Here is a 24272-nt window from a genome sequence, read left to right on the forward strand (position 1 = left end):
AAATTGTAAGCGCTATTTTAAATTGAGATAGAATCTGTTATCATTCATTAATGAAAACGTTTGCGCCTTGAAAAATAGAGAAAATCGAATTATTAATGAAATGGGGTAGCATAATGGAAAAACAATGGTGGAAAGAAAGTGTAGTATATCAAATTTATCCTCGTAGCTTTATGGATAGTAATGGTGATGGTATAGGTGATCTTCGTGGTATTATCTCAAAGCTAGATTACTTAAAAGAATTAGGGATTAATGTAATTTGGTTATCGCCGGTCTATGAATCTCCAAATGATGATAACGGTTATGATATAAGTGATTATTGTAAAATAATGAATGAGTTCGGAACAATGGAAGATTGGGATGAGCTATTACATGAAATGCATGAACGTAATATGAAGCTTATGATGGACTTAGTTGTTAATCACACTTCTGATGAACATAATTGGTTTATTGAATCACGCAAATCGAAAGAAAATAAATATAGAGATTACTATATATGGCGTCCTGGAAAAGAAGGGAAAGAGCCGAATAACTGGGGAGCAGCTTTTAGTGGATCTGCATGGCAGTATGATGAAATGACAGATGAATATTATTTACATCTGTTTTCTAAAAAACAGCCAGATCTAAACTGGGATAATGAAAAGGTAAGAAAAGATGTTTATGAAATGATGAAGTTTTGGTTAGAAAAAGGAATTGATGGATTCCGTATGGATGTAATAAATTTTATTTCTAAAGAAGAAGGTTTACCAACTGTTAAAACGGATGAAGAGGGATATGTTTCAGGGCATAAGCATTTTATGAACGGACCGAATATTCATAACTATTTACATGAAATGAACGAAGAAGTATTGTCTCACTATGATGTTATGACAGTTGGTGAAATGCCGGGTGTAACAACGGAAGAAGCCAAATTGTATACAGGGGAAGACCGTAAAGAATTACAAATGGTATTCCAATTTGAACATATGGATTTAGATTCAGGAGAAGGGGGGAAATGGGATGTAAAATCATGTTCACTTCTTACTTTAAAAGAGAATTTAACAAAGTGGCAAAAAGCATTAGAACATACAGGTTGGAATAGTCTATATTGGAATAACCATGACCAGCCTCGCGTTGTATCTCGTTTCGGTAATGATGGAATGTATCGTACTGAATCTGCAAAAATGTTAGCAACAGTTCTTCATATGATGAAGGGAACACCGTATATTTATCAAGGAGAAGAAATCGGAATGACTAACGTTCGATTTGAATCAATTGATGAATATCGAGATATTGAAACTTTAAATATGTACAATGAAAAAGTGGTAGATCGTGGTGAAGATAAGGAAAAAGTGATGCGATCTATTTATATAAAAGGTCGAGATAATGCTAGAACACCGATACAGTGGGATGATAGTGAACATGCTGGATTTACAACGGGTGAACCATGGATTGCGGTAAATCCAAATTACAAGGAGATTAATGTGAAACAAGCAATGCAAGACGAAAACTCAATTTTTTATTACTATAAAAAATTAATTGAGTTACGTAAAAATAATGAGATTGTTGTGTATGGATCATATGACCTAATATTAGAGAATGACCCATCTATTTTTGCTTACGTAAGAACATATGGGGAAGAAAAACTTCTTGTTATTGCAAACTTTACTGCGGATGAGAGTGTATTTAAATTGCCTGAAGACATTATTTATAGTGAATCAGAGTTATTAATACACAATTACGACGTGGAAATCGAATCAATAGACAACATTACATTATGTCCGTATGAAGCAATGGTATTTAAATTAAAATAAAAAAAATCCTTATGCCATCTTGGCATAAGGATTTTTTGATTACCACTTTAATATTGAGAATCCGTACGGAGGAAGTGTAACTTGTAATACACTTGCTTCTGCTGAAAATTCTTCGTTTGTATATATATTGACTATTTTCTTCCCTGTAATATGGATAGGGAGAGAAGCTGTAATTTCATCGTTAGTAGGATTTAAAACGAAAAAGATAGTTTCATCTTCATATGTTTTCGTATAAGAAATATAATTATGCTCATCATTTGCTTCGATGAATTGGAAAGTACCATGCCCTCCAAATGCTTTATACTGTTTCCGTAATGAAAGTAATGTTTGTATATGTGTAAATAACAGATGGTCTTGTTCTTTTGGATCCCAAATCATACATTTGCGGCAACCAGGGTCCATTCCGCCATCCATACCGATTTCGTCTCCATAATAAATACAAGGAGAACCGATGAATGAAAGGTGAAATACATAGAGCAACTTTAACTTATTTTTATCACCGTTACATGTTGTTAAAATTCTTGGTGTATCATGGCTGTCTAATAAATGAAATGCAGCCTCGTTTACATTCATAGAGTAGGAATGTAAAGAGTCTGTAATTTGTTTCATAAATTCACTTGCTTTAATGGAATCGTTAGCAAAGTAAGAAAGTAGAGCGTTTGTAACTGGATAGCTCATGACAGCATCAAATTGATCTCCTTGTAGCCATGGGAGGGCATCGTGCCAAATTTCGCCTAAAATATATACTTCCGGATTTAATGTTTTTATTTCACTTCGGAATTCTCTCCAAAAGTTGTGATCCACTTCATTTGCTACATCAAGGCGCCAACCATCTATATGGAATTCTCTTACCCAATAACGACCTACTTCAAGTAAGTATTCTTTTACATCTGGGTGTGCTGTATTTAATTTAGGCATATACGGTGTAAATGCGAAAGCATCATAATTAGGAAGTGGGTCGGTTATAATCGGAAATTCATGAATGTGGAACCACTCTTTATAAATTGATTTCTCGCCGTTTGCTAGTACGTCTTGGAATTTATCGAAAAAGTATCCGCTATGATTAAAGACGGCGTCGAGCATAACTTTTATACCATGTTTATGGCATGCCCCAACAAGTTCTTTAAAAGTTTCTTTCGTTCCGAATTGTGGATCGATTTCCATGTAGTCAATTGTGTCATATTTATGGTTTGAATGAGCTTTGAAAATAGGTGTGAAATATATTCCTGTAATGCCAAGCTTAACAAGGTAATCAAGATTTTGAATAATACCAGCAAAATCTCCGCCGAAAAAATTAGTTGGAGTTGGCTCAGCACTTCCCCAAGGAAGGGTATTTTCTGGATTTAGCGCGCAATCTCCATTTGCGAATCGTTCTGGGAAAATTTGATACCATACTGTTTCTTTAATCCAGGCCGGTGCTTTGAATACATCATTTGCATGAATAAATGGAAAACAGAAAAAGTTACCAACGTCATCATTTGGAATGGTAGAAAAAAATCCTCGCTCTGCATAAATAAGAGTTTCGGTATCATTTTTCAATTCAAACCCATAACGTAAGCGTTTAAATTTTGGCTCGATTGAAATGGACCAATAATCAAATAATGCAGTAGAACCAGTTTTTTTCATCGGTGTACTTGATGAAATCCATTTCCCGTCTTTCCATTCGTAAGGATCCCCGTAAATAAGGGTGGTACTGTGAACGTCGTCTTTCTTTGTGCGCATGCGGATGTGAATTGTTTTTTCATCGTAAGCGTATGCATAATTATCTTTCGGTCTATGATAAATCGCCTCTTTAAACATATAGAAAATCCCCCTTTAATATCTCTATACATATTATTACCTTAAGTGTAATAATAAAGACTATATTGCAAACGATTGCCTTTCTCTTAGCTTTAATATTGCTTATAAGAGTAGTATTCATTTCATATAAAGTCAATGTATAAAGAGTATAATGATATTTTTTTTAAAATTAATATTTGCAAAATGAATAAAAGAATGTATAATGATAGACAAATAGCGCAAACGTTTTCATAGATTGAGATAATGTTTGCGCTTCTATTTAAATATTAAATGCAAACGTTTTCAATCAGTAAGGTACATAGACAATTTAGGGAGGTTTTTTGGGATGAAGAAAGCATTATCATTATTAACGGTTTCAGCACTATCAATTGGTATGTTATCTGCATGTGGACCGAAAGATTCAGGGAAAAAAGAAGAAAGCAAATCGAAGAAAGACTACGATCTTCTTGTTTGGGAAGATGAGAAAAAAGGCGTTGGTTTAGAGCCGGCAGTGAAAAGTTTTGAAAAGAAATATAATGTGAAAGTAAAAGTTGAAGAGGTTCAGATGACGAAACAAATTGAAAAACTTCGTCTCGACGGTCCAGCTGGTACAGGGCCAGATGTTGTAACATTGCCACATGATCATATTGGTAATGCGGTAACAGAAGGGCTACTTTCAGAGGTGAAAGTGGATGATACAGTAAAAAGTAAATTTACAGATTTATCAATAGAAGCACAAACATATAATGGAAAATTATATGGTTTACCAAAAGCAATTGAAACACCAATCTTTATTTATAATAAAAAATTAATGCCAAAAGCACCAGAAACGATGGACGAGTTGTTTAACTTCTCAAAAGACTTTACGAAAGATGACAAGTACGGATTTTTAGCACTTGGAGATAACTTCTACTTCGCTAATGCATTTATGGCAGGTATGGGCGGCTATGTATTTGGTGAGAAAGACGGAAAGCCAAATGCAAATGATATTGGATTAAATAATAGCGGTGCAGTACAAGGTGCTGAATATATTCAAAAATGGTACAAAGAAAAGCTATTCCCAAAAGGTATTATCGGTGAATCTGGTGGTTCAGCTGCAGATGGATTATTTAATGAAGGAAAAGCAGCATCTATTATGAATGGTCCATGGGCATTCCAAGCGATGGACAAGGCTGGAATTGATTATGGTGTTGCTCCAATGCCAAAATTACCAAATGGTCAACCGATGAAAACGTTCGTTGGTGTAAAAGGATGGCATGTAACAAGCTTCTCTAAACAAAATGATTTAGCTACAAAATTCACTGAGTGGGTTACAAATGAAGAAAATGCGAAAATTCGATTTGAGAAAACGAAAGAAATTCCTCCAGTAAAATCAGTAATGGAAGATCCAATGATTAAAGAAAATGAGGCTGCAAAAGCGGTTGCGACTCAATCGGAAAATGGAATTCCAATGCCAAATATTCCAGAAATGCAGGAAGTTTGGAAACCAGCTGGGGATGCGCTTCAATTAGTTGTATCAAATAAACAAGAGCCAAAAGCAGCACTTGATAATGCAGTGAAACAAATTAAAGGTAATATTGAGGCAAATCATAGTCAGAAAAAATAAGGTGAAATTCGTGCCTCTAAATATGAGAGGCACGAATTCTCTCCCTTCCAAGTAGGAAGGAAAAAGGGGGAAGGAACATGCAAACATCTATGGAACCAGCGAAAGAGTTAAACGGTTCAAAGCATAGGAAAATGGCGACTATGTTATCGATCATTCCAGGTATTGGTCAGCTATATAATAAACAATATGTAAAAGGTCTTATTTTTCTAGTATTAACAGGTTCATTTATTGTAGCATTTGCTGATTTATTAAATATAGGATTATGGGGAATTGTAACGCTTGGTACAGAAGTTCCACGTGACCATTCGGTCTTTCTATTAGTAGAAGGGATTTTGGCACTTATCGTTATAGTATTCGGACTAGGAATATATGCATTTAACTTATATGATGCATACCAAAATGGGAAGAAACGTGATATAGGGACACCACTAAACTCTGTAAAAGAGCAATATCGTAACTTATTAGATCAAGGTTTCCCATATTTAATGGTTTCACCAGGATTTCTATTACTTATTTTTGTTGTTGTATTTCCAATCATTTTTGTTATCTTAATTGGATTTACGAATTATGATTTATATCACTCTCCTCCAGCTAAATTAGTAGATTGGGTGGGCTTTAAAAACTTTATTGATATTTTCACATTACCAATGTGGAGAGATACATTTTTAAGTGTATTTTCTTGGACTGTCATTTGGACATTCGTTGCAACGACATTACAAGTTGCACTTGGTATATTTTTAGCGATTATCGTAAATCAGCCTGGTATTAAAGGTAAGGCAATTATTCGAACAATCTTTATTTTACCGTGGGCTGTTCCAGCATTCGTATCTATTCTTGTATTTGCTGGTATGTTTAATGAAACATTTGGAGCGATTAACAATCAAGTATTAGCTTTATTCGGAATTGAAAAAGTTGCTTGGATGACAGATCCATTTTGGTCGAAGATTGCTTTAATTATGATCCAAACGTGGCTAGGCTTCCCGTTCGTCTTTGCAATGACAACAGGTATATTGCAATCGATTCCAGGAGAATTATATGAAGCGGCTAAAGTAGATGGAGCAACTGCTTGGCAACAGTTCCGCAAAATTACATTGCCACTTGTTTTATATGCAACAGCGCCAATATTAATTACGCAATATACGTTTAACTTTAATAATTTTAGTATTATTTATCTATTTAATAGCGGGGGACCTGCTGTGTCTGGACAAAATGCAGGTGGAACGGATATTTTAATTTCATGGATTTATAAGCTAACGATGACTTCGGCTCAGTACGGCAAAGCAGCAGCTCTTACAATGATTTTATCGTTAATCGTTATTACAGTTGCGTTATGGCAATTTAAGAGAACAAAATCATTCCAAGAAGAGGATATGATGTAAATGAATATTAAACGACAAAAGATGTTACGTCTTTCATTAAGTTATTTAGTTATCTTCATAATGTGTGCGATTATTTTCTATCCATTACTATGGATAATTGGCTCATCGTTTAATCCAGGAGATAGTTTGTCTGGTTCTAGTATTATTCCGAAAAATGCCACGTTAGATCATTATCGCAAGCTACTTGATCTCGATTCAAGTAATTACTTACTTTGGTATAAAAATACTTTAAAAGTTAGCGTTATGACGATGATTTTTTCTGTGTTAGCCATTAGCTTTACTGCTTATGCATTTTCGAGATATCGTTTTGTTGGAAGGAAGAATGGTTTATTAACATTTTTAATTCTCCAAATGATCCCGAATTTTGCAGCGTTAATCGCGCTATATATATTAGCTCAGTTAACAGGATTAATTGATACACATCTTGCATTAATTTTAATTTATGTGGGCGGAGCAATTCCGATGAATACATGGCTTATGAAAGGGTATTTTGATACGATTCCAAAAGAGTTGGATGAATCAGCTCGAATGGATGGAGCGGGGCACTTTCGTATTTTTTGGCAAATTATTATGCCGCTTGCGAAACCAATCATAGCGGTTGTAGCGTTATTCACTTTCATCGGTCCATTTACAGATTTTATTTTAGCAAGTATTATTTTACGCTCACCAGAAAATTATACTTTAGCAGTTGGGCTATATGAAATGGTAGCGAAAAAATTTGGTAATGAATTTACAACATTTGCAGCTGGATCAGTATTAATTGCAATTCCGATTTCTATTTTATTCTTATCGCTACAAAAATATTTTGTCTCCGGTTTAACAGCTGGAGGTACGAAAGGGTGAAAATGGGACATTACGTCCCATTTTTCTTTTCATCTCCCTATAAAAAATTGTAGGGAGATGAAAAGAGATTTGACATCACATGCGAAAAGATGTGAAATAAATAGTATATTATAGTATAGGAAAATAAAGCTATATCCCTTACAATACATGGAGAGGGAGAATATGATAAGTTTTGCAAGATAGAATAAATGAAAGTTTACGACTTCTCCTATTACTTGCAACGGGTGCAAGATAAAAATATATGAAATATGGCAGAGAAGTGAAAGGAGGAGATTTTTATGACAGTTACAATTAAAGATGTGGCGAAGAAGGCGAACGTAGCACCATCGACAGTTTCCCGTGTAATTGCTGATAATCCAAGTATAAGTGAAAAAACAAAGCGCCGTGTTCGGAAAGTAATGAGTGAACTAGGGTATCACCCCAATTTAAATGCAAGAAATCTTGCGAACCAAACGACGAAGACGCTTGGTCTTGTTATGCCGAGTTCTGCAAGTAAAGCTTTTCAAAATCCATTTTTCCCGGAAGTTATAAGAGGGATAAGTTCGTTTGCACACGTGGAAGGCTATGCGCTTTATATGTCGACAGGTGAAACGGAAGAAGAAATTTTTAATGGCGTTGCAAAAATGGTACAAGGGCGTCAAATTGGTGGCATTATTCTTCTATATTCAAGAGAGAACGACCGGATTATTCAATATTTGCATGACCAAAACTTCCCGTTTGTATTAATTGGAAAACCATATGATCGAAAAGATGAAATTACATATGTAGATAATGACAATTATTCAGCGGCAAGAGAAGTAGCAGAATATTTAATTTCACTAGGCCATAAGCAAATCGCGTTCATTGGTGGTGGCTCAGACTTACTTGTAACGAGAGAGCGTTTAGCAGGTATGAGTGATGCTTTAAAACTGGCAGACATTGTATTACCAAAAGAGTATATTTTACATTTTGATTTTTCGAGGGAAAGTGGTCAACAAGCAGTTGAGGAATTAATGGGACTGAAGCAACCGCCGACGGCAATTATGGCAACGGATGATTTAATCGGACTTGGTGTGTTAAGTGCTCTTTCTAAAAAAGGATTTGTTGTACCGAATGATGTTTCTATTGTAAGCTTTAATAATGCTTTATTATCAGAAATTTCGAGTCCGCCGCTTTCGACAGTGGATGTGAATATATATCAGTTAGGTTATGAAGCAGCAAAAGCTTTAGTTGATAAAGTAGAGAATACTGAGTCTACTGCAAAGTGTATCATTATTCCGCATAAATTACTGAAGCGTCAAACTTGCGAGCATTACGCATAAAAAAAGCTAAGAGTTCAACTCTTAGCTTTTTTGTGTTAGAAAGGCTTCTAATCGATCGCAGCCTTCTTTTAAAGTTTCGATACTATACGCATAAGAAAGGCGGAGATACCCTTCACCATATTCAGAAAATGCTGTTCCAGGAACAACGGCTAACCCAGCTTCTTTTACAAGATCAAGTGCAAAATCAAATGATGAAGATGTTAAATGGCCGACATATGGGAATAAGTAAAATGCACCTGTTGGCTTTTCAACTTTTAATCCCATTTGAATGAGTCTATTATAGACGTAATCACGGCGCTTTTTGTATTGGTGGCGCATCATCTTTGGTGCGTCTTTAGCAGCTGTTAATGCTTCGATTGCAGCATATTGAGCGATTGAAGTAGCGCACGTGACATTGTACTGATGAACTTTTAATATATGTCCTGCTAAATAGCTTGGTGCGAATAATAGACCGATACGCCAGCCAGTCATAGAATGAGATTTTGATAAACCGTTAATGACGATAGTCTTATCACGCATTTCTGGGAAATGAGCGATAGATGTGTGTGTTTGTTCATATACAAGTTCGCTGTAAATTTCGTCAGAAAGAACAAAAATATTTTTATTTTTTAATACATCTACAATATTTTTTAGCTCTTCTCTTGATAAAGTTACACCAGTTGGATTAGAAGGATACGGCAAAACAACACATCTTGTTTTTTCTGTAATAGCATTTTCTAGCGCTTCGGCTGTTAAACGGAACCCAGTTTCACGAACATCTATAAAAATAGGCGTTGCACCGCATAATCGAATAATAGGCTCGTATCCAGGATAAATAGGGGCAGGTAAAATTACTTCCGTTCCTGGCTCTAAAATTGTTCGGAATGCAACATCAATTGCTTCGCTAGCACCGATTGTAACGATGGTTTCGTTTTCAGGTGAATAGTGTAAATCGTAGTTAGCTTTTACAAAATTACAAGCTGCTTCGCGTAATGCTAGTAAACCAGCGTTATGTGTATAGCTTGTATAATTTTCTGTAATGGCCCGTTTAGCAGCTTCTTTTACTAAAGAAGGTGTAGGGAAGTCGGGTTGCCCAATTGTTAAAGAGATGAGATTATCATAGTTTTGAATCATGTTAGAGAATTGACGGATTCCAGAAATTTGGATGTCCTTCACTCTAGGATTAATGAATTGTTCCATTATATCTCCCTTTCTTCCGTTTGAAAATTAAGTTCATTTTATCATATTTTCTATGATTACGCTTTGTATATGTTATTTAGAAAGAGAGAGAAAAGAGAAAAGAGAAAAAAAGCCGCTGTAAGCGACTTTTTAATATCCGTATTCCCAATCTATTTCATCTTCATTCCAAAGTACAGAGGATACTTTGCCAAGGTGAACAACTGACTCGTTCACAGCACATGTGCAATTTTCTTCTCCTGTTTTATGCTGTAACTCCTCATACACTGATTTTTCAACATTTTCTAGAACAACCAAATTTTCTTCTTTTAAAACAAGCGTAGTACCCGCCATATTTATCTTCCTCCTACTAAAGTAATGATCACTTATTTGTAAACATAGATAGTATGGATTATATGCTGTATTTTGCTATAGTTGTCCGTATCGTGAAGTGTTTTTATATTTTCTTTGTAATCCGTATTCATTGTATACCGCCCGAAGGAAATTTGGTACAGGGTTTACAATCATTTCGAAAATCTGTAACAATTATTCTGGGACGTTAACAAAGAATTAACAAATATGTTAAGAAAAATCAAAATTTTAAAACAAATACACTTGTAAAATGATATAATCATATCAAAATACATATAGGGGATGAGAGGCTATGGAGCTTATCCGTGATTTAATGATCCAAATTGCCATCATTATTTTACCGCTCTTTTTATATGAAGCCATTCGTTTAAATCGTTATCAAGAAATGCTTCCGAAGCCGAATCGCTACTTTATTATGTTTTTATCTAGTGTTACACTCGTTCTCTCCATGACATACTCTATTTGTTTTGGTGACGTTTGCGGGTATAACTTTCATCCAATCCCAATTGTTAGTGGTCTTCTATATGGTGGGATTGTTGGCTTAATTCCAGCTATTATCTTTGTTGCATATGAATGGTTTTTAAAGGGAATTAATTGGCTTCCGGTGGTAGAAGTAATATTTTTATTGGTAGTTCCATTGTTTCTATCAAAGAAATGGTCTCTCTTTTCTAGAGATAAGAAGTTAATTTTAGCATTTATGATTTCATCATTTTATGTACTTGTATCCTTAGTATTTGGTATGGTGAATGTTCTATTAGAAACAGGTTTTACACCGTATATTTCTTATTTGTATAGCGGATTTATATTTGCTTCGATTACTATGGTTATGACTATGGTGTTTCAGGTGTATTTAACGGAATATTTAAACGAAAATGCATTACTACGTACAGAGATGCAAAAATCGGAAAAACTTAATATTGTAAGTGAATTAGCAGCAAGCGTTGCACATGAAGTACGAAATCCCCTCACTGTTGTAAGAGGATTTATCCAATTGCTAGAAAGTACAGAAGATGTGAAGAATAAGGATTATATGCGTCTCGTATTAGCTGAATTGGATCGGGCGGAGCAAATTATTTCAGATTACTTGAATTTAGCAAGGCCACAAATTGAGAAAAAAGAACACATCTGTTTATCCGCGCAATTAATAGAAATGACCACTCTTATGTCATCATTTGCAGCGATGCAAGGTGTATATTTACAAGTTGAGATTTCGGAGAGTCTTTATACGATTGGTGATAAGACGAAATTGAAGCAAGCTATTATGAATGTTGTTAAAAATGGTATTGAAGCAATTCAAGGAAATAAAGGATATTTAAAAGTAACGGCCATTCAAAAAGATGAAACAATTGTAATAAGGGTTAAAGATAGCGGTGTTGGAATGACAAAAGAACAGTTAGCGAGACTCGGACAACCATATTATTCTTTAAAAGAAAAAGGGACAGGATTAGGACTTATGGTAACATTTAGTATTTTACAAGCGCATAATGGTACACTGGAATATAAAAGCGAAAGTGGAAAAGGGACTGAAGCGATTATTATATTGCCAGCTGTAAGAAATAAGGAATAAAAGTTACCGATGGAAGGTAACTTTTTATTTTATATAGGAAATTTTATTCATTTGTTTTCTCTTGTTTTGTTCGGCTAAATAAACTTCTAAAAGATTGAAAGAAGCTTTGTTCTTTTGAGGCGGCGACTAATCTCTTTGTTTCTTGAATTTCACGGATAACTTGCATAAGTTGTGCATCACGGTTGCTGTCTTTATTATAAAATTGATTTACGAGTTTATTCATTTTTTCTTCTTGCTTGGATTCTCGTTTATACATATGATTCATTAATAAGTCCATCTTTTCTTTTTGCAAGGCATCTGTTTGAGCAGCATGATCAACTAATTCTTGTAGCATTTTCTCTTGAGAACCTTCTTTTACATAAACTTGTTGCATCAATTCATCTAATTTTTCATCTTTCAAACGATTTTGTGTAATAAGAGTAGAATTTTGATGAATAATTGCTTCGTTTAATTGAGCGAGCATTTCAAGTTTTAACATGAACTCCTCAAAGTTCCGTCCATCTTCTTTTTCTTTTGGTTGTACTTCTTGCTTATCTTGAATAATTGGTACAGGTGGGGCCTCTTTTTCTTTTAAAATAATAGGAATCGTTTCTGAAATATCCTCTTGTAATGTAGCAGCTCTTTCATGTATAGATTTCAATAGTTTTAAATCATCCAGTTTATAAATACGAGCATCAGCTGTTTTTGAAATGATATACCCATGTTCCTCTAATAGTTGGCTATATTTTCGAACTATATGTTTTGGGATGCCTGTTTTATTTGTAACATCTTTCGTTTTATAAATAGCTTCCATGAGATTTCCTCCCCAAAAAGTATCGTATATATCATTTCAATCTTTTATGAGGACTTCCTTTGAAAAAGAATGTCGGAAGGTTATTAGTTTTCTACAGCATTAGCGAAATGATGAGGAAAAATGAGTGTTTTTGGCGAAATAGCAAGGCTGCGCGAAAATAATGTCTGAAAACATATACAGGAGAAGTTTGTTATAATAACTGAGGAAAAGAAACTGGTAAAAACATGGAGGTATACATGAAGCAATTAAAAGGTATTATCATTTCAATTATTGCAATTCTGTCTATTTTAGTAGCGGTCTATGAAGTACTTGTGCCAGAGGATACAAGTGTAAAAAAAACAAATACATATGATCAAGTGTTAGAATTTCCGAAAGAACGTTATCCAGAGACAGGAAAACATATTACGGATGCTATAAAAGAAGGACATTCAGAAGTTTGTACAATCGACCGTGGTGGTGCTGCGGATAGAAGAAAATTGTCATTAGCTCCATACCCATCAAAAAAAGGGTATGATCGTGATGAATGGCCTATGGCAATGTGCAAAGAAGGCGGAAAAGGAGCACATATTGAATATATAAGTCCATCAGATAATCGCGGAGCAGGTTCTTGGGTAGGAAATAAGTTGGATAAATACCCAGATGGCACGCGTGTGAAATTTGATGTGAAGTAGTAGTTGCATATTTCATAATGAAGGAGAATGGGAACTATGGAGTTAACAATTTCTTATTCGCAATTAATGTTGATGAACTATAACGGTGAGCAGCCTTACGTAGACTGGACAGATGAAGATTTTGAAAGGGGCTATGCTAAGGCGGATGGAACTGTTATTTTTGAAGCACTTTCTGATTATACTTGTGAAATAAAAGTGACTTGCGGGAAACATATTGAGAAAAAAGAAGTGATTAGAACGGTAACGGTTCCTTTTACAGTTGAAAATGAAAGTATCGTTATAACGAGTATTCTTTCAAATAAATTTCAAATCACTATTCCAAATGGTGAATATACAGTGGTATTACAGGCAATTCCTCTTGAAGAGCCAACGGATGATGAATTATATAAAATACAATATGAATTCTTTTTTGAAAGTAAAGAATAAAAAATGGGTTATCCTCAAGAAGGATAGCCCATTTTTGTTATGCGTTTGTTTTTAAAAGGGAACGAGCATCTTTTGCTGCTTGCACCATGTGTTCTAAAGCTGGAATAACTTCTTCTGTTTTTCTAGTTTTTAAACCACAGTCAGGATTAATCCAGAAATATTTAGGATCACATACTTGTAAAGATTGTTCTACGATTTTAAACATTTCATCTTTACTTGGTACACGCGGGCTATGAATATCGTATACCCCTAGACCGATACCTTTTTCATATGTTGTGTGTTTTAATGTATCGATAAATTCTCCGTGACTTCTTGATGTTTCGATAGAAATTACATCCGCATCTAATGCGCGAATTGCATCTACAATATCTTCGAAGTTACTGTAACACATATGCGTATGAATTTGCGTTTCATTGGTTACAGAAGATGTTGCTAAAAGGAAGGATTGAACTGCCCATGTAATATATGCATCCCAATCTTTTTCTTTTAGTGGCATTCCTTCCCGAAGTGCTGGCTCGTCGACTTGGATCACTCTAATTCCAGACGACTCAAGTAATTCAATTTCATGACGAAGAGCTAATGCAATTTGATACGAAACTTCTTTTCTTGGAATATCATTTCGAACGAAGGACCAATTTAAAATTGTAACAGGTCCTGTTAGCATTCCCTTTACAACTTTGTCCGTTAGACTTTGTGCATAAACAGTTTCTTTAATAGTCATTCCGTTAATAAAGGCTACATCACCATAAATAACAGGCGGTTTCACGCAACGAGAACCGTATGATTGTACCCATCCATTTTTAGTGAATGAGAAACCAGCAAGGCGCTCACCAAAATATTCGACCATGTCAGTTCTTTCAAATTCACCATGGACAAGAACATCAAGACCGATTTCTTCTTGATAACGAATCCATTTTTCAGTCTCTTTTTTAATAAATTGCTCATATTGTTCGTTTGAAATAACGCCGTTACGCCATTCTTTTCGGGTTTGGCGAACTTCAGTTGTTTGCGGGAAGCTACCGATAGTTGTTGTTGGTAACAATGGTAACTGCAGGGCAACTTGTTGTAATTCGTATCGTTTTTCAAATGGAAGAGGACGAGAAAAATCTTCTTCTTGTAGTGCTGTTCGTGCTGCTTTGACGTCTTCTCGGTTACGTGCAGCAGATGAACGAATTGTATGATGTACATTGCGATATGTTTCCAGTTCTTTACTAATGCTTTCTGTACCTTGAGTCAGAGCAGAATGAATAAGAACTAGCTCTTCTAATTTTTGATTTGCAAATGCTAGTGCATCAAATAGCTCGGTTGATAAGTGTGTTTCTTCGGTTTTATCGATTGGTGAATGCAATAAGCTACAAGAAGGCTGAACAATGAAATCTTTTGTTTGGACTTGATTTTGTAACGTTGTAAACAACGTAAGAACTTCATCAAGGTGAGCTCTCCAAATGTTACGTCCATCTATACAACCAACCGCTAAAGTTTTGTTAGATGGGAATCCATATTTTGAAATAGCATGTAGGTTACCGGCTTTACCGTGAACGAAATCTAATCCAATACCTGATACTGGGAATGTAATAATCTCTTCATAGTTTTCTTCTACACTATCAAAATATGTTTGTAAAAGAAGATTCGCGTTTGGAACTTCTTTACGAATAGCTTCATAAATTTCTTTAGCTTGTTGAATCTCTTCGTTTGTTAAAGAGGCAAAAATTGGTTCGTCGATTTGAATAATTTGAGCACCAGCTGCATGTAGTTCTGAAAGAAGTTGTACATAAGGTGCAACTAACTGTTTTAAAATCGTAGTAAATTGATCTTGTTTATAGCCTTTTGCTAATTTTAAGAAGGTATATGGTCCTAAAATAACAGGTTTTCCGTCTACTCCTAATTCTTGCTTTGCTTCTTCATATAAACGAAGAGGACGATTATCTTTTAAAGAGATTTGCAATCCTTCTTCATATTCAGGAACGATATAATGATAGTTTGTGTTAAACCATTTGGTCATTTCAGAAGCAACGTGATCTTTAGAGCCACGTGCCATCGCAAAATATACATCAAGGTAAGATGTAAACTCTGAAAAACGCGACGGTATGAATCCTAACATGTAAGCCGTATCCAGAACGTGGTCATAATATGTAAAATCGCCTACTGGAATTAATTCAATTCCTTTTTCTTGCTGTACCTTTACGTGTTGAAGGCGAATTTCTTTCATTGTCGTTAAAAATTGCTCTTCATCAATTTTATTGGACCAAAAAGCTTCTAATGTTTTTTTCCACTCTCGTTGTAGTCCGATACGTGGATAACCTAAGTTACTTGTTTGAATTGCCATTTCAAATTCCTCCCTAATTGAAAGTAAGCATTTCCGTTTACTAGGAAATACCTATAACAAAAAGCATAAAGGCATAGAAAAATAAGCCTTCCTTTTTGTCCTTAACACCTCATCATCATCCGTGAGTCTATCAGTGTTGTTAAAATAGGCAGGTCTCCTGACTTATGCTTCATATAATTTCTTTCACCTTCCCGTTTTCACAGTGGCACAAAAAAAGAAATCTCAGCATTTACAGTGGCGGGACCGTGTTGGAGTTTCACCAAACTTCCCTTTTAAACACGAAGCGAAATGTTCGTGTACCTATTTTCCTTTTGAAAGGAATTTAACAAGCGATATGATATTGAAACAAATTCTAACACAATTTTTAGAATTTTGTCTACTGTTTTAAAATAAGAAAATTCCAAAGTTTTTATTTCTTATTTTTTCATTTTTCTGTTTTTTATAAAGTGAAGAGTGAGCTGCAAAGGTGAAATAAAATGAGGATTAATCCTATAAAGAAGAGGGATATCTTCTTTATAGGATTAATTTTTATCTATATCAATTTCTGAAAGGCGTCCTGCAACGGCATCTGTAAGGAGAGTGTTTAACCATTGTAATTCCACGGTAATATGTTCAATAACGCTTTGTAAAATATATAGTTGTGCACGTGGGATTTTTCCTTTACTACAATCATATATAGTTTGCATTTTATGTAAATATTGAACGGTGTCATTTTTCTTTTTTTCTAAAATAGGGACTAACTCTTGATCATCACCAAAGTGAGTGAAAGAGAGTGCTGAATAGATTGGTTTATATATTTGGTTTTTTGCTTCGAACTGTTTTAATAGTAATGTGTGAAATATCCGTTTACCTTCTTCGGTTATATGAAAGATTGTTTTATCTGGTCGATTTGTATCTCGAACAACGGTTGTAATGTTAATCGCGCCTTGCTTTTCTAATTGCTCGAAGGCGTAGTAAAGTGATCCTTTTGCATATTTAATATAACAATCCATTTGTCGTTCTTTCATGATGTGCTGCACTTCATATGGATGTTTATCTCCTTCGAGTAGCAAGCCGAGAATGACTAATTTCATGCTCATTCTGTCTCAACTCCTGTATATAAAAACTTTATACATATTATAAACGGCATATCCTTTTTCATAAAGGGATATGCCGTTCCTTTTTTTATTCTAACTTACTTGTTTTTGTTTCGTTTTTGGTCCTGTAAATAGGCGTTCATTTCCCATAAGTAAAATACAAATAATACTTAGTACAGCCGGGATAAGTGCCCAGAAGAATGTATTGGCAATAGATGTAGCAAGAGCTTCTTTAATGCCAGTTAATATTTCAGCGGGTATTTTATCTGTAGCACCTGGTGATAATAAGAAACTTGTGTCGCCACCTTTTGGGGCTAATTTTGCTAGTTCAGGAGGGAACACAGCGTTTAGTTTATCCGTAAAAATATGACTTTGAATTGTACCAAAAATCGTTACCCCAAGAGTCATACCGAGTGAACGGAAGAATGAGTTTGTTGATGTAGCAGCACCACGGTCTCTCATTTCTAATTTGTGGATAGAAGACATACTTAAAACTGAGAACGAGAATCCAACACCGAGTCCAGCGAGAATCATAAATAGTGTTACGAGTACACGAGGTGTGTCCATTGTTAAAGTGCTTAGTAAATAAATACCAAGAACGAAGAAAACGCCAGACACTATCATAATGTTACGATAGCTTGTTCGTGAAGCTAACTGTCCACCTGCTTGACTTCCAATTACAGAGCCGACCATCATTGGTGTTAAAATTAATCCAGCATTTGAGGCAGAACCACCTAGAACACCTTGAATGAAGATTGGAATATAAACTGTACAGATGATAAAAGCGGCACCATAGAAAAAGGCAACGCCTTGGCTAGCTGCGAATAAAGGTTTTTTAAATAGATGGAAAGAAATGATAGGCTCACTTGCTTTTCGTTCTACGAAGAAGAAAATAATAAGCATAATAACAACAGTTGTAAATAAACCGATAATTACATTAGAGTCCCATGCATACGTTTTTCCACCAAGTTCTAGTGCAAACATTAAACAGATGATACTAATGACAAGTGTAATGGCACCAGCCCAATCAATTTTTTGTTTTCTAAATTCTAGAGATTCACTGTAGTATTTAGTAATGAAGAAGAAGGAGATAAGTCCTAATGGAATATTAATATAAAAAACCCAATGCCAACTTATATAGTCTGTAATATAAGCACCTAATAAAGGCCCAAATACACTAGATGTACCGAATACAGCACCAAATAACCCTGTCATTTTTCCACGTTTTTCTGGTGGGAATATGTCGTACATAATTGTGAAGGCGATAGGCATAAGGGCGCCACCACCGATACCTTGAATTGCTCTATAAATACTTAGTTGCTCAATACTTGAAGCTGTTCCACAAAGTGCAGAACCGAATAAGAAAAGAATGAGCCCGCCAATATAAAAACGTTTCCGTCCGTACATATCAGAAAGTTTTCCGAAAATAGGCATCCCTGCCATTGTTGCTACCATATATGCTGATGTGACCCAAACGAATTTGTCAAATCCTCCTAAGTCTCCGACAATCGTTGCCATTGCGGTTGCAACGATTGTATTATCCATTGCGGCCATTAAAATACCAAGTAGTAAACCAGCAACAACGAACTTTATATTGTTGGAATCTTTTTTTGATAGTTGAGTTTCCAAATATAACCCTCCTTTAATAATAAGTAAACTGCATAAAGCATTAGGTACAGTGCATAAAAGCTGTATGTATAGTTTCTTTCGAATCATTTTACATAAGTGCACTGATATGCCATAAAGAATATTATAGTCAAACTTGACTAAAAGGCAAACTTTTTCTTCCGTCAAAATATTCTTTTGTATGGACAGCAAACGAGTGAGTAATACTTAATATTGTTATAAGGTCAATGAAGGAAATTGTAAAAAAATATTTCAGTAAGAATACGCCCTGTTAACAGATCAAAAATGGTTTTTTCTTTATATTGTCGAATAGGATAAAAGGAAGAGAAATATTAAATATCGTTTGTAACAAGCGTTAAGAATTTTTGGAGTTTATTGTGTAAAGAGGAAGAATAGGATTGTATGGATGGTACATCTGAAATGAGGTGAATATATATTATGAAAATATGGGAGCAAATTTCGGATCAAGGAAGGGATTCGATACCGCTACAGCCAGTATTGTGGATTGATGGCTCAAAAAAGGAAAGCGAACTTCCTAATGTAGCAGTTACATTACAAATCCGTAGTATGTATCAAGAGAAATTTTCATATGAATTGATCTATGATGTAAATGACATACTTATTATTCGAATTGAAGTTGAAAATAAAGGAATTGAAGTGATTTCGCGAGTGGTTGTAAGTCATATGATTCGAGATTATTTTGCATATATTCCAAATTCATTGAAGGTAAATAAGGGGATGAGCGAGTTTTTATTCCAGCTTGTAAGATGGCGAATTGATAATTTATTACCGAATGAGAAGGTGGAACTAAGTTGTAAAATAAAAGTAAATAAAGATAAAGCTCTCAAAAATGCTTTATTTCAGGCTACATACACATTTCAACATAAAGAAGTCTTATATGGTCCACTGCAAACAAATGAAGTTGTCGTGCGGCAATGATAAAAAGGAACCTGTGTGAAAGGTTCCTTTTTTAATGAAGGTTGTGTTTCTTGAGTATTTTCTTTTGTTCTATTCCTTTTTTTCCTACATAGTTATTTTTATAGCCAAAATATAAAATAAATAGAAATGAAGCAACGTTTACAATAGCGTCGATTTGATCGTTTGTAATAAAATTTATTCCGAAAGAGGTAAATAGTAATTTTAATGATAACAAAAAACCAGCTAGTAAACGAATAGCATCTGATAGATTTTCTTTTTGTAGCATATAGGTCACTCCTCTCTATAAACGATATATAGTATATATATGAAATAAAATAGAAATGGTATACAAGCTTAAGCAGAAATGTACATTGAATATGTACATTTTTTATTTGGTAGAAAAACATTATTAATATAGAAGCATATATTGGTATAGAAAGGAGGAGAAGTATGAAATATAAAGGAAAAATTAGTGGATTATTATTTGGGAATACTGTTGCGGTTACAGAATGGATTGCGCTTCAGGATGTAATTGCAAAATTAGATTCGCGATCATTTTATACTGTCTTTATTATTTATATTTTGCAATTGTTGCTAAGCTTTTATTTTGGCCATTGGTACGATAAAAGGGCAAACGGACGTGTGAATATGGAAGTAGGAGGAATGGCAAGTAATGATTTTGTTGTTGATTTTTTTGGGAAAGTAGCTGCTTTATCTGAACGAGATTCTCGTAATATTACAGTGTACATTCTTTCAGTTAAAGAGTGGGAAGGATTAAAGGAAACAGTGCAAGAAAAAAAGCTAGAAGTGTTAGTACAAAGATTGGAGCGTACCATTGTAAATACGATTCGAAAGGGTGATGTCGTTACAAAATGGGATGAAAATAAATATGTTATTGTAGCGATTGATAATGGACATGAAAAATCAACAATAACAAACAGATTAATAAAAAATATTGAGAGTGAAATAGAAAGTGGTTTACTAAGTATAACATTATTATTTGGGGCGGCTAGTTATCCAGTAGAAGGAAAAACTTTTGAAGAATTGTTAAGAAAAGCACAGAATCAATTGTATCAGTATAGAAATTTACAAGGTGAGGAGTAAAACTTTGAGTTAAAGAAGTATGATATAAAGAAGTTTTGAATGTAACATTTTTTTGACTTTTATTACAAAAAGAACTTTCATTGTAATAAAAGTCTTTAAAAATATATGAAATAGGCATATAATTATGATGGATGTGTCAATGCATTTGCACAATGTGTTTCATTTTAAAAGTGTAGGGGAAAGCATACTCTACACTTTTCCTTTTTAGGGAATAAAAAGAATATTTGTAAGTTGTTGCGAGGTAGTAGTTGTGCTGTGTAAAATGAACTAAGAGATTATTTGATAGAAAGCCAGAAAGGGAATGATAGACGTGAGAGACCAACGATCATCTTTTATCAGGTGAAATATTACAGTTGTTCTTCTAATTATGATGGATTTGGTGAATTTCGTTGTACTTTAAGTTAATACATAGTGTAAAAAATACCAAGTAAAATATACTTAAAAGATGGATATGAAACTGCTAAATAATTCAAAGAGAATAACGTAAAATGTAATTTCAAGTAATAAATGTATACAAGCATTATAAATAATATTGATGATCTTCGTAAAAAAGATGCGAGTGTGAAGTGTATAGAAGGATTACATGATTTTCATAGCTTTTTTACACAATGGTCGTTTATAAGTAGGAGGAAAAGATGTTGAAATATAGTAAATTAGCAATTGTAACCGCGTTATCAATGATTTTATTAGCTGGTTGTTTTGGACCGAAACCAGAAGAGGAATTATATGTTGCGTTTGAAAATGCTGCCAAGCAAGAAAAGACAATGTTTGAAGATGCAAAAAAACTTGAAACTTTAGAGAAAGAAGGACAAGAATTATATAACCAAATTGTTCAAGAAGGAAAAGATAATAATCAGGTTGTTAAAGAAAAGCTTAATCAAGCAGTAAAGAATACAGATGAAAGAGAAAAAGTGCTTACAAAAGAAAAAGAGGCTTTAAATAAAGCACAAGAAGAAGTGAAGTCAGTTGATAAGTATGTGAATAAAATTGAAGATAATAAATTAAAAGACCAAGCAGATAAAGTTAAAAGTACGTATGAGAAAAGACATGAATCATTTAACAAGATGTTTGATAGCTATAATAAATCTTTAAAGCAAGAAAAAGAGTTATACACAATGTTACAAGATAAAGGTACTAAATTAAAAGATATTAGTGAAAAAGTAAAAGTAGTAAATCAATCTTATAAAGATATTGAGTCAGAAAAAGATAAGTTTAATGAATTCACAAAGTCTTATAATGCAGAAAAAGTAGCTTTCTATAAACAAGCAAATATTAAAATTAAAGAAGAGAAAAAATAAAACAGTTTGGCNNGCCAAACTGTTTTATTTTTTTGTATAAGTACGGCTATACCATGGAACAGGTTCACTTAATTTTTTTTCTTGTTTCAATGCTTCAGGACCAATATAATCTTGAAGTGTTTTTTTTGCTACTGTTAAAGATAAGGTTGTTTTCGGGTTTCGATAGGAGGATTCAAGATGACCAAGGTGTGGTAAAATTCGAAAATCTTCTTTCGTAGGAGGGATATGGAAAAAATAATCGCCTAAACGTATAAGAACATCAGATTGTTGTTGACTAAAACGTGGATTTCTAGAAAAATGTAATCCTTCTTTAATTGCTTTTTTTTCAGCGATTAGACGTTCTAAAGCAGCCTTTTTTAACCAGTATAAGTACTTGGGATTAGTTGCAGCTTTGGCATGACGATTCACAACGAAAACAGATTGAGCTAGTCGATTAATAGAATGTTGGTTGTGTAATTGAGATTGTGGTTGTGAAGGTTTCATATTGAATCTCCTTTCAATTTTTCATTATTATACCATAAATAAAAGAGGTTTTTATTATATGCAAAAAGTGATTGTATATATTTTCAATATTAAAGCAATATTGTTACAAAAAACAACTATTTTGTATAATAGTAATAGAATGTGTTTTAGAAATTTGATAATGAAAGAGTGAGAAGTTTGAAAGAAATATTAAAACAACAATATGCCATTATTGACATTGGCTCTAATACAATGCGTTTAGTAATTTACGAAAAACAAAATGGGAAGTTTTATAAAGAGATTGAAAATACGAAGGTAGTTGCTAGGTTAAGAAATTATTTAGTTGATGGTGTATTAATTGATGAGGGAATAGAAGTGTTGTTACAAACGTTATTTCAATTTCAAGAAAGTACACGGTTTCATAAGTTGCATCATGTACTTTGTGTTGCAACAGCGACAATTAGACAGGCTGAGAATCAAGATGTAATTAAAAAACTTGTTGAAGGACAAACAGACTTTACTCTTAGAGTATTATCAGAATATGAGGAAGCACGTTATGGCTATATAGCAGTTATGAATTCTACGTCGTTTTCAGACGGGGTTACAGTTGATATTGGTGGGGGAAGTACGGAAGTTACATATTTCCGAAATAGAGAGATTTTACAGTACCATAGCTTTCCTTTTGGAGCGCTTTCTTTAAAGCGACAATTTATTCAAGGTGATATTCCTACAACAGAAGAGATAGAGAAAATTCAAGAGTATTTAGAGCAGCAATTCAGAACGTTACCTTGGTTAATCGGTAAAAAATTGCCGCTTATCGCAATTGGTGGTAGTGCAAGAAATATGGTGAAAATCCATCAGAATTTAATTTGTTATCCTATAGCAGGAGTACATTTATATAAAATGAAAGAAGAAGATATTCGAAGTGTGAAAGATGAATTAAAAGAATTATCGTTCATAGAACTTCAAAAATTGGAAGGATTAGCAAAGGATCGAGCAGATACAATTATCCCAGCAGTCGAAGTATTTCATACACTTGTTAATGTTATAGAGGCACCGGCATTTGTATTAAGTAGAAAAGGATTAAGAGAAGGGGTTTTCTATGAAGAATTGACGAAAGATTTAGGGATTTCATATTATCCGAACGTAGTCGAAGAAAGCTTGCATTTATTATCACATGAATACGAAATGGATATGGAATTCGTCATTCAACTTATTAAACATGGGAGATTAATTTGTCAACAGCTTGAAGAAGCGGGGCTTATTTCTATGTCAGCTAAAGAATGGGAAGTATTCCATCGAGCAGCGAAAGTATTCAATATAGGAAAATATATAGACGAAGAAGCGAGTCGTTTACATACGTTTTATTTATTAGCGAATAAAACAATTGATGGTATGATGCATAAAGATCGGGTTAGGTTAGCGCTTATTGCATCTTATAAATCAAAAATGTTATTTAAACAACATCTATCTCCATTCGAAGGTTGGTTTGATAAAAGCGAACAAAAAAAAATTCGCCTATTAGGGGCTGTCTTACAATTTTCAGCTGCTTTAAATGTAAGACAAAGATTGCTTGTTGACACGATATCCATAACAGAAAACAAGGAAGGATTAACGTTTAGAATTTTATGTGAGCAATCGGCATTAGCAGAAAAAATGCAAGCTGAAAAACAAAAAAAACAGCTAGAAAGAGTATTAAAAACGAATATTCACTTGTCATTTGAATTAAAATGATGCGTTGTACGGATGTCTTTACAAAAAATTAACACCTTGGAATATT

At 34.0% G+C, this 24272-nt stretch carries 21 protein-coding genes and 1 riboswitch; of the genes, 12 read left to right on the forward strand and 9 right to left on the reverse strand.

Annotation, left to right across the window (positions count from 1 at the left end; translation table 11 throughout):
• The first annotated feature begins 113 nt into the window (after window positions 1-113).
• Window positions 114-1790 (forward strand): glycoside hydrolase family 13 protein, encoded by a 1677-nt coding sequence (locus tag COI75_RS12410; protein ID WP_000415214.1) that lies wholly within the window; start codon window positions 114-116, stop codon window positions 1788-1790.
• Between the two features lie 39 nt (window positions 1791-1829).
• Here the strand turns inward: COI75_RS12410 and COI75_RS12415 are convergent, their stop codons facing one another.
• Entirely contained in the window at window positions 1830-3590 is a 1761-nt protein-coding gene (locus COI75_RS12415) for an alpha-glycosidase (RefSeq protein WP_000471772.1), read from the reverse strand.
• 325 nt (window positions 3591-3915) lie between these two features.
• Here COI75_RS12415 and COI75_RS12420 point away from each other — a divergent pair, with 325 nt between their 5' ends.
• The 4 genes from COI75_RS12420 to malR all read left to right on the forward strand — a co-directional run bounded on the left by COI75_RS12420 (window position 3916) and on the right by malR (window position 8698).
• The gene (locus tag COI75_RS12420) at window positions 3916-5175 is read left to right on the forward strand and encodes an extracellular solute-binding protein (RefSeq protein WP_000709932.1); all 1260 of its coding nucleotides are present in this window, start codon (window positions 3916-3918) and stop codon (window positions 5173-5175) included.
• Window positions 5176-5252: 77 nt separating this feature from the next.
• Window positions 5253-6554: a maltosaccharide ABC transporter permease MalC gene (gene malC, locus COI75_RS12425; RefSeq protein WP_001194981.1), complete on the forward strand. Its 1302-nt coding sequence runs from the start codon at window positions 5253-5255 to the stop codon at window positions 6552-6554.
• Window positions 6555-7397, forward strand: coding sequence for a maltosaccharide ABC transporter permease MalD (gene malD / locus COI75_RS12430; protein ID WP_001022598.1), 843 nt, complete (start codon window positions 6555-6557; stop codon window positions 7395-7397).
• Between the two features lie 278 nt (window positions 7398-7675).
• On the forward strand, window positions 7676-8698 hold the full coding sequence (malR, locus tag COI75_RS12435; RefSeq protein WP_000219048.1) for a maltose operon transcriptional repressor MalR: 1023 nt from the start codon (window positions 7676-7678) through the stop codon (window positions 8696-8698).
• 21 nt (window positions 8699-8719) lie between these two features.
• On the opposite strand, the gene COI75_RS12440 is transcribed toward malR, so the two are convergent.
• Together COI75_RS12440 and COI75_RS12445 are read right to left on the reverse strand one after the other, a co-directional pair.
• Window positions 8720-9877: an aminotransferase A gene (locus tag COI75_RS12440; protein WP_000434555.1), complete on the reverse strand. Its 1158-nt coding sequence runs from the start codon at window positions 9875-9877 to the stop codon at window positions 8720-8722.
• Window positions 9878-10006: 129 nt separating this feature from the next.
• Entirely contained in the window at window positions 10007-10207 is a 201-nt protein-coding gene (locus tag COI75_RS12445; protein WP_000929285.1) for a hypothetical protein, read from the reverse strand.
• 310 nt (window positions 10208-10517) lie between these two features.
• Here COI75_RS12445 and kinB point away from each other — a divergent pair, with 310 nt between their 5' ends.
• Window positions 10518-11792 (forward strand): sporulation sensor histidine kinase KinB, encoded by a 1275-nt coding sequence (gene kinB / locus COI75_RS12450; RefSeq protein ID WP_000420375.1) that lies wholly within the window; start codon window positions 10518-10520, stop codon window positions 11790-11792.
• Between the two features lie 43 nt (window positions 11793-11835).
• Here the strand turns inward: kinB and COI75_RS12455 are convergent, their stop codons facing one another.
• Window positions 11836-12585 carry a DUF3967 domain-containing protein gene (locus COI75_RS12455; RefSeq protein WP_000387499.1) on the reverse strand — a complete coding sequence of 250 codons (750 nt, stop codon included), beginning with the start codon at window positions 12583-12585 and terminating at the stop codon, window positions 11836-11838.
• Window positions 12586-12821: 236 nt separating this feature from the next.
• On the opposite strand from COI75_RS12455, the gene nucA reads away from it, so the two are divergent.
• Together nucA and COI75_RS12470 are read left to right on the forward strand one after the other, a co-directional pair.
• Complete coding sequence (gene nucA, locus COI75_RS12465; RefSeq protein WP_000811491.1) at window positions 12822-13256, forward strand: DNA-entry nuclease; 435 nt, start codon at window positions 12822-12824, stop codon at window positions 13254-13256.
• Between the two features lie 36 nt (window positions 13257-13292).
• A complete protein-coding gene (locus COI75_RS12470; protein WP_000424037.1) occupies window positions 13293-13682 on the forward strand; it encodes a competence protein ComJ in 390 nt (129 codons plus the stop codon).
• Between the two features lie 37 nt (window positions 13683-13719).
• Here COI75_RS12470 and metE read toward each other — a convergent pair whose 3' ends face one another.
• The 3 genes from metE to COI75_RS12485 all read right to left on the reverse strand — a co-directional run bounded on the left by metE (window position 13720) and on the right by COI75_RS12485 (window position 18713).
• Window positions 13720-16008 carry a 5-methyltetrahydropteroyltriglutamate--homocysteine S-methyltransferase gene (gene metE, locus COI75_RS12475; protein WP_001007625.1) on the reverse strand — a complete coding sequence of 763 codons (2289 nt, stop codon included), beginning with the start codon at window positions 16006-16008 and terminating at the stop codon, window positions 13720-13722.
• 130 nt (window positions 16009-16138) lie between these two features.
• Window positions 16139-16327, reverse strand: a riboswitch (cobalamin riboswitch).
• Between the two features lie 202 nt (window positions 16328-16529).
• Window positions 16530-17087, reverse strand: a complete 558-nt coding sequence (locus tag COI75_RS12480) for a PadR family transcriptional regulator (protein ID WP_000062068.1) — start codon at window positions 17085-17087, stop codon at window positions 16530-16532.
• Window positions 17088-17177: 90 nt separating this feature from the next.
• Window positions 17178-18713 (reverse strand): MDR family MFS transporter, encoded by a 1536-nt coding sequence (locus COI75_RS12485; protein WP_000449888.1) that lies wholly within the window; start codon window positions 18711-18713, stop codon window positions 17178-17180.
• A gap of 435 nt (window positions 18714-19148) precedes the next feature.
• Between COI75_RS12485 and COI75_RS12490 the strand changes: the two genes are divergently transcribed.
• The gene (locus COI75_RS12490) at window positions 19149-19649 is read left to right on the forward strand and encodes a hypothetical protein (RefSeq protein WP_000707101.1); all 501 of its coding nucleotides are present in this window, start codon (window positions 19149-19151) and stop codon (window positions 19647-19649) included.
• 31 nt (window positions 19650-19680) lie between these two features.
• Here COI75_RS12490 and COI75_RS12495 read toward each other — a convergent pair whose 3' ends face one another.
• Window positions 19681-19914, reverse strand: coding sequence for an SPP1 phage holin family protein (locus COI75_RS12495; protein ID WP_000939444.1), 234 nt, complete (start codon window positions 19912-19914; stop codon window positions 19681-19683).
• Between the two features lie 164 nt (window positions 19915-20078).
• Between COI75_RS12495 and COI75_RS12500 the strand changes: the two genes are divergently transcribed.
• Both COI75_RS12500 and COI75_RS12505 read left to right on the forward strand, forming a co-directional pair.
• Entirely contained in the window at window positions 20079-20732 is a 654-nt protein-coding gene (locus tag COI75_RS12500) for a diguanylate cyclase domain-containing protein (RefSeq protein WP_000875435.1), read from the forward strand.
• Between the two features lie 635 nt (window positions 20733-21367).
• Window positions 21368-22030 carry a YkyA family protein gene (locus tag COI75_RS12505; RefSeq protein WP_000922486.1) on the forward strand — a complete coding sequence of 221 codons (663 nt, stop codon included), beginning with the start codon at window positions 21368-21370 and terminating at the stop codon, window positions 22028-22030.
• Between the two features lie 24 nt (window positions 22031-22054).
• Here COI75_RS12505 and COI75_RS12510 read toward each other — a convergent pair whose 3' ends face one another.
• Window positions 22055-22513: a YkyB family protein gene (locus COI75_RS12510; protein ID WP_000804856.1), complete on the reverse strand. Its 459-nt coding sequence runs from the start codon at window positions 22511-22513 to the stop codon at window positions 22055-22057.
• A gap of 168 nt (window positions 22514-22681) precedes the next feature.
• Here COI75_RS12510 and COI75_RS12515 point away from each other — a divergent pair, with 168 nt between their 5' ends.
• A complete protein-coding gene (locus COI75_RS12515; protein ID WP_002095364.1) occupies window positions 22682-24226 on the forward strand; it encodes a Ppx/GppA family phosphatase in 1545 nt (514 codons plus the stop codon).
• Window positions 24227-24272: the final 46 nt, after the last annotated feature.

The sequence above is a fragment of the Bacillus cereus genome (genome assembly GCF_002564555.1).
Lineage (GTDB): Bacteria > Bacillota > Bacilli > Bacillales > Bacillaceae_G > Bacillus_A > Bacillus_A cereus_K.

What these genes read in the sequence shown, in the direction of transcription:
- COI75_RS12490 (WP_000707101.1), top strand. Translation starts at nt 19,149, where the DNA reads ATGAAAATATGGGAGCAAATTTCGGATCAAGGAAGGGATTCGATACCG.
- COI75_RS12415 (WP_000471772.1), bottom strand. Translation starts at nt 3,590, where the DNA reads ATGTTTAAAGAGGCGATTTATCATAGACCGAAAGATAATTATGCATAC.
- COI75_RS12455 (WP_000387499.1), bottom strand. Translation starts at nt 12,585, where the DNA reads ATGGAAGCTATTTATAAAACGAAAGATGTTACAAATAAAACAGGCATC.
- COI75_RS12495 (WP_000939444.1), bottom strand. Translation starts at nt 19,914, where the DNA reads ATGCTACAAAAAGAAAATCTATCAGATGCTATTCGTTTACTAGCTGGT.
- COI75_RS12445 (WP_000929285.1), bottom strand. Translation starts at nt 10,207, where the DNA reads ATGGCGGGTACTACGCTTGTTTTAAAAGAAGAAAATTTGGTTGTTCTA.
- COI75_RS12410 (WP_000415214.1), top strand. Translation starts at nt 114, where the DNA reads ATGGAAAAACAATGGTGGAAAGAAAGTGTAGTATATCAAATTTATCCT.
- nucA (WP_000811491.1), top strand. Translation starts at nt 12,822, where the DNA reads ATGAAGCAATTAAAAGGTATTATCATTTCAATTATTGCAATTCTGTCT.
- COI75_RS12500 (WP_000875435.1), top strand. Translation starts at nt 20,079, where the DNA reads ATGAAATATAAAGGAAAAATTAGTGGATTATTATTTGGGAATACTGTT.
- kinB (WP_000420375.1), top strand. Translation starts at nt 10,518, where the DNA reads ATGGAGCTTATCCGTGATTTAATGATCCAAATTGCCATCATTATTTTA.
- COI75_RS12440 (WP_000434555.1), bottom strand. Translation starts at nt 9,877, where the DNA reads ATGGAACAATTCATTAATCCTAGAGTGAAGGACATCCAAATTTCTGGA.
- COI75_RS12480 (WP_000062068.1), bottom strand. Translation starts at nt 17,087, where the DNA reads ATGAGCATGAAATTAGTCATTCTCGGCTTGCTACTCGAAGGAGATAAA.
- COI75_RS12470 (WP_000424037.1), top strand. Translation starts at nt 13,293, where the DNA reads ATGGAGTTAACAATTTCTTATTCGCAATTAATGTTGATGAACTATAAC.
- COI75_RS12510 (WP_000804856.1), bottom strand. Translation starts at nt 22,513, where the DNA reads ATGAAACCTTCACAACCACAATCTCAATTACACAACCAACATTCTATT.
- COI75_RS12505 (WP_000922486.1), top strand. Translation starts at nt 21,368, where the DNA reads ATGTTGAAATATAGTAAATTAGCAATTGTAACCGCGTTATCAATGATT.
- malR (WP_000219048.1), top strand. Translation starts at nt 7,676, where the DNA reads ATGACAGTTACAATTAAAGATGTGGCGAAGAAGGCGAACGTAGCACCA.
- malD (WP_001022598.1), top strand. Translation starts at nt 6,555, where the DNA reads ATGAATATTAAACGACAAAAGATGTTACGTCTTTCATTAAGTTATTTA.
- malC (WP_001194981.1), top strand. Translation starts at nt 5,253, where the DNA reads ATGCAAACATCTATGGAACCAGCGAAAGAGTTAAACGGTTCAAAGCAT.
- COI75_RS12420 (WP_000709932.1), top strand. Translation starts at nt 3,916, where the DNA reads ATGAAGAAAGCATTATCATTATTAACGGTTTCAGCACTATCAATTGGT.
- metE (WP_001007625.1), bottom strand. Translation starts at nt 16,008, where the DNA reads ATGGCAATTCAAACAAGTAACTTAGGTTATCCACGTATCGGACTACAA.